Origin of the sequence: Pseudomonas sp. 18.1.10 (assembly GCF_024655625.1) — a bacterium.
In the GTDB taxonomy this organism is placed as follows: Bacteria; Pseudomonadota; Gammaproteobacteria; order Pseudomonadales; family Pseudomonadaceae; genus Aquipseudomonas.
This window is the reverse complement of the sequence record NZ_JANLGL010000319.1, coordinates 1-4,721: the sequence shown is the minus strand read 5'-3', so window position 1 is coordinate 4,721 and position 4,721 is coordinate 1. Positions and strand designations below refer to the sequence as shown.

5 protein-coding genes are annotated in these 4,721 nt (G+C 58.0%); 4 read left to right on the top strand and 1 reads right to left on the bottom strand.

The window, feature by feature from the left end:
* The first annotated feature begins 333 nt into the window (after window positions 1–333).
* Window positions 334–2,025 (top strand): long-chain-fatty-acid--CoA ligase FadD1, encoded by a 1,692-nt coding sequence (gene fadD1, locus NUV89_RS27740; RefSeq protein ID WP_257783828.1) that lies wholly within the window; start codon window positions 334–336, stop codon window positions 2,023–2,025.
* Window positions 2,026–2,224: 199 nt separating this feature from the next.
* On the opposite strand, the gene NUV89_RS27735 is transcribed toward fadD1, so the two are convergent.
* Entirely contained in the window at window positions 2,225–2,602 is a 378-nt protein-coding gene (locus NUV89_RS27735) for a hypothetical protein (RefSeq protein ID WP_257783827.1), read from the bottom strand.
* A 200-nt stretch (window positions 2,603–2,802) separates the two neighbouring features.
* Between NUV89_RS27735 and NUV89_RS27730 the strand changes: the two genes are divergently transcribed.
* From NUV89_RS27730 to def, 3 genes are all read left to right on the top strand, one after another.
* The gene (locus tag NUV89_RS27730) at window positions 2,803–2,988 is read left to right on the top strand and encodes a CsbD family protein (protein ID WP_257783826.1); all 186 of its coding nucleotides are present in this window, start codon (window positions 2,803–2,805) and stop codon (window positions 2,986–2,988) included.
* A 170-nt stretch (window positions 2,989–3,158) separates the two neighbouring features.
* Window positions 3,159–4,103, top strand: a complete 945-nt coding sequence (locus NUV89_RS27725; protein WP_257783825.1) for a YihY/virulence factor BrkB family protein — start codon at window positions 3,159–3,161, stop codon at window positions 4,101–4,103.
* A 3-nt stretch (window positions 4,104–4,106) separates the two neighbouring features.
* The gene (def, locus tag NUV89_RS27720; protein ID WP_257783824.1) at window positions 4,107–4,646 is read left to right on the top strand and encodes a peptide deformylase; all 540 of its coding nucleotides are present in this window, start codon (window positions 4,107–4,109) and stop codon (window positions 4,644–4,646) included.
* The last annotated feature ends 75 nt before the right edge of the window (window positions 4,647–4,721 follow it).

Sequence of the window (4,721 nt, the reverse complement as noted above, 5' to 3'; positions counted from 1 at the left end):
TCAGTCGACATATTGGGTGACTGGTAGACCGCATTCGCGGGCAAGCCCGCTCCCACATTTGCCTTGTGTTGTCCTGAAAGGCCTATTCCAGAGCCATTTTTAATGGGTAATTAAGGGCTGTTTATAGTGTGACCAAATATTGTAGGACAGTCGCGAATATGACTGTGGGGCCTGCGTTTGGCTCTAGGCGGCCCTTGGCAAAGCTGCTACTCTCGGCGCGCTTTGTGACGTCTAGGCCTGCTTGAAAGCGCCAGATTCACCTAAAAAAACATACACCAATAATAATCGCATCAAATGCGATGATGAATTCGCGTCGCTGAGGAGTGGGCTTCCATGAACGAAGACTTTTGGAAGGATAAGTACCCCGCCGGGATTGCTCCAGAGATCAATCCAGACGAGTATCCAAATATTCAGGCGGTACTGAAACAGTCCTGCCAGCGCTTCGCCAACAAACCGGCTTTCAGCAACCTGGGCAAGACAATCACCTACGGTGAGTTGTACGAATTGTCCGGTGCATTCGCCGCGTACCTGCAACAACACACCGACTTGAAGCCCGGCGATCGCATCGCCGTGCAGTTGCCCAACGTCCTGCAATACCCGGTCGCCGTCTTTGGTGCCATCCGGGCGGGCCTGATCGTGGTCAACACCAACCCGCTGTACACCGCGCGGGAAATGGAACACCAATTCAACGACTCCGGTGCCAAGGCCCTGGTCTGCCTGGCCAACATGGCGCACCTGGCCGAAAAAGTCGTGCCCAAGACCGCCGTCAAGCACGTGATCGTCACCGAAGTCGCCGACCTGTTGCCGCCGCTCAAGCGCTTGCTGATCAACAGCGTCATCAAGTACGTGAAGAAAATGGTCCCGGCCTATCACCTGCCAGACGCGATCAAGTTCAACGACGTGCTGGCCAAGGGGCATGGTCAACCGGTCAGCGATGCCAGCCCGGCGAGCGGCGATGTTGCCGTGCTGCAATACACCGGCGGCACCACCGGCGTGGCCAAGGGCGCGATGCTCACCCACCGCAACCTGGTCGCCAACATGCTGCAATGCAAGGCGCTGATGGGCTCCAACCTCAACGAAGGCTGCGAGATCCTGATCACGCCGCTGCCGCTGTACCACATCTATGCGTTCACCTTTCATTGCATGGCGATGATGTTGATCGGCAACCACAACATCCTCATCAGCAACCCGCGCGACCTGCCGGCGATGGTCAAGGAACTGTCGAAGTGGAAGTTCAGCGGCTTTGTCGGCCTGAACACGCTGTTCGTGGCGTTGTGCAACAACGAGGCGTTCCGCAAGCTGGATTTCTCTGCATTGAAAGTCACCCTGTCGGGCGGCATGGCCCTGCAACTGGCGGCCGCCGAGCGTTGGAAGGCCGTAACCGGTTGTGGCATCTGCGAAGGCTACGGCATGACCGAAACCAGCCCCGTTGCCACCGTGAACCCGATCCAGCATATCCAGGTCGGCACCATCGGCATTCCCGTACCGTCCACCGTGTGCAAAGTCATCGCCGATGATGGCACCGAGTTGCCGCTGGGCGAAACCGGCGAGCTGTGCGTGAAGGGCCCGCAGGTGATGAAGGGCTACTGGCAGCGCCAGGACGCCACCGACGAGATGCTCGACAGCGAAGGCTGGTTGAAGACCGGCGACATCGCGATCATCCAGCCGGACGGCTACATGCGCATTGTCGACCGCAAGAAGGACATGATCCTGGTCTCGGGCTTCAACGTGTACCCCAATGAGCTGGAAGACGTGCTGGCCGGCCTGCCGGGCGTGCTGCAATGCGCGGCCATCGGTGTGCCGGACGAGAAGTCCGGGGAGATCATCAAGATCTTCATCGTGGTCAAGCCGGGTGCCACCTTGACCAAGGACCAGGTGATGGAGCATATGCGCGCCAACGTCACCGCCTACAAGGTGCCCAAGCTCGTGGAATTCCGCGATGCCTTGCCGACCACCAACGTGGGCAAGATCCTGCGCCGTGAGTTGCGTGATGAAGAGTTGAAGAAGCTCGGCCTCAAGAAGTGACCCAATAAAAAACCCCGCGAATGCGGGGTTTTTTATTGCCGGCTGATTCCCGGGATTGGATTGGAATGCAATCCCATGTGGGAGCTGGCTTGCCTGCGATGGCGGTATACCTGCCAGCCCAGTAGTGACTGAAGAACCGCTATCGCAGGCAAGCCAGCTCCCACACAAGCCAATCTCCCACAGTTTTTAAACCGGGTTTTTACAGGGCAAATTGCGCGAAATTGATGCCCGCACCGGCTGGCCGCACATCTTTGAGGAACGAATCCTTATCCGCGCTCAGCTCCAGGGTGATCTCCGGCTTGCGCTTGTGCGCATTGCGCACCACCAAGCCTTCGATGTGCTCACGCAGGAACACGGTCGGCACCTTCAGGTGCAGTAGCTGGTCAGTTTCAGCGTTGTGCATCAACAGGTGAATCCACTCGTACTGGCCCACGCCAATGCGCACCACCGGCAGGTCGAACCACCAGATGTTGCGTCGGCTGTCCAGGTCGGTGAAGTGGCAGTTGTTGACGCCGAGTACGGCACCGCCCAGTTCGGTGTTTCTGCGGGCGATGGCCTGTGCTTTATTGAGTTTCATAACCTTCCTACGGGATCTGTTATTCAGCGTTTCAGCCTGAATCTGCCGGGCATTCTCGTGGGTTGGCCGCAAAACATAAAGCCAAACCTGCGCCTGGCGATGAAATGCGCCTCGAAAAATAATTGAAACTCTGCCGGACAGCGCCGGGTCAATCTCTAGGTAATGACCAAAACCCTTGATTGTTCTTCTGGAGAAATACCATGGGCAGCACAGCGGATAAGGCAAAAGGTTTGAAAGACGAAGCCGTCGGCAACATCAAGCAAGGCGTCGGCAAAGTCACCGGCAATGACAAACTGCGCGCTGAAGGCGTGGTGCAGGAAAAGAAAGGCCAGGTCGAAAAAGCCATTGGCGACACCAAGGACGCCGTCAAGAAAGCCGTCAAATAGGCGGGTACTTGAGCAGCGACAGCGGCCATCCACGGATGGCCGTTTTTATGTCACCGGATGCAGTTAAAGTTTCGAAATTGTTTCAAGGTCGCCAAATAAGCTACCTTGATGTAGAAAACGGCCCCTGAGTCGCCCTTGAACTCAATCTTTTTGCGGCGAAAGGAGACGCTATGATTTTTCCGGTCCTCAACGGCCTCAAGCTCCACAAAGTACTGGTGCGCACCGTCAAAGAGTTTGTCGATGACGAGATGTCCACCTACGCCTCGGCGTTGGCCTACCAGATGCTGTTCTCGCTGTTTCCCTTCCTGCTGTTCCTCATCGCCCTGATCGGTTTCCTGCACCTGCCCGACTTCTTCACCTGGCTGCGCTTGCAGTCGGAGCTGGTGTTGCCGCCCCAGGCCCTGGAGCAGGTCAACCCGGTGATCGATCAGTTGCAGCAGTCCAAGGGTGGCCTGCTCTCGGTGGGTATCGTGATTGCCCTGTGGACCGCATCGGCCGGCGTGCGCCTGATGATGAGCGCGATGAACGCCGCTTATGACGTGGTCGAAGGCCGGCCGATCTGGAAGCGCTTCCCGCTGTCGATTTTCTACACCGTGGGCATCGCCGGCATGCTGCTGGCTGCCGCCGCGCTGATGGTGCTCGGCCCGCAAGTGATGGAGTGGCTGGCCGGGCAGATCGGCATGCAGGAATTTGTGGTCACTCTGTGGACCATCGTACGTTGGCCCTTAATCGTGATTTTGCTGATGTTCGCCGTGGCCCTCATGTACTACGTGATGCCCGACGTAGAACAGAAGTTTCGCTTTATCACCCCAGGCTCCGTGCTGGCGGTGGTGGTGTGGATCATCGCGTCCCTGGGTTTTGGCTACTACGTGAAAACCTTCGCCGACTACAACGCCATGTATGGCAGTATCGGTGCGATCATCGTGTTACTGCTGTACTTCTATATTTCCGCCGCCGTGTTGCTGCTGGGCGCGGAGATGAATGCCGTGATCGAGCACATGTCGGCCGAAGGCAAGGCGCCGGGTGCCAAGGATTTCGATGAGCCGCCGCAGGAAAAACAACATGTCTCGGGCCTCGGCCGGGACCACTCCAAGCCCACCACTGATGAAGTCTGATCGATGATCCGTGAAATCCTGAAAATGGGCGACGAGCGCCTGCTGCGCATCGCGCCACCGGTGCCCCCGGAAATGTTCGACAGCCCCGAGCTGTGGCAATTGATCGACGACATGTTCCAGACCATGGAACACGTCGGCGGTGTCGGCCTGGCCGCGCCGCAGATCGGCGTTGACCTGCAACTGGTGATCTTTGGTTTTGAAGCCAGCGAACGCTACCCGGACGCACCGCCGGTGCCGCAGACCATCCTGATTAACCCACTTATCACGCCGTTGAGTCCGGTGCTGGAAGAGGGCTATGAAGGTTGCCTGTCCGTGCCCGGTTTGCGCGGGGCGGTGGACCGTTACCAGCAGATCCGCTACGAAGGTTTCGACCCCAAGGGCGAGCCGATCGTGCGGGTGGCCGACGGTTTCCATGCGCGGGTGGTGCAGCATGAGTGCGATCACCTGATCGGGCGGTTGTACCCGTCGCGGATCACCGATTTCACCAAGTTCGGCTTTATCGAAGTGATGTTCCCGGACATGGACCCCACTGCTGACGAATAACCCCCAGACACACTGAAATCCAAAATGTGGGAGCGGGCTTGCTCGCGAATGCGGTGGGCCAGTCAACATATGCGG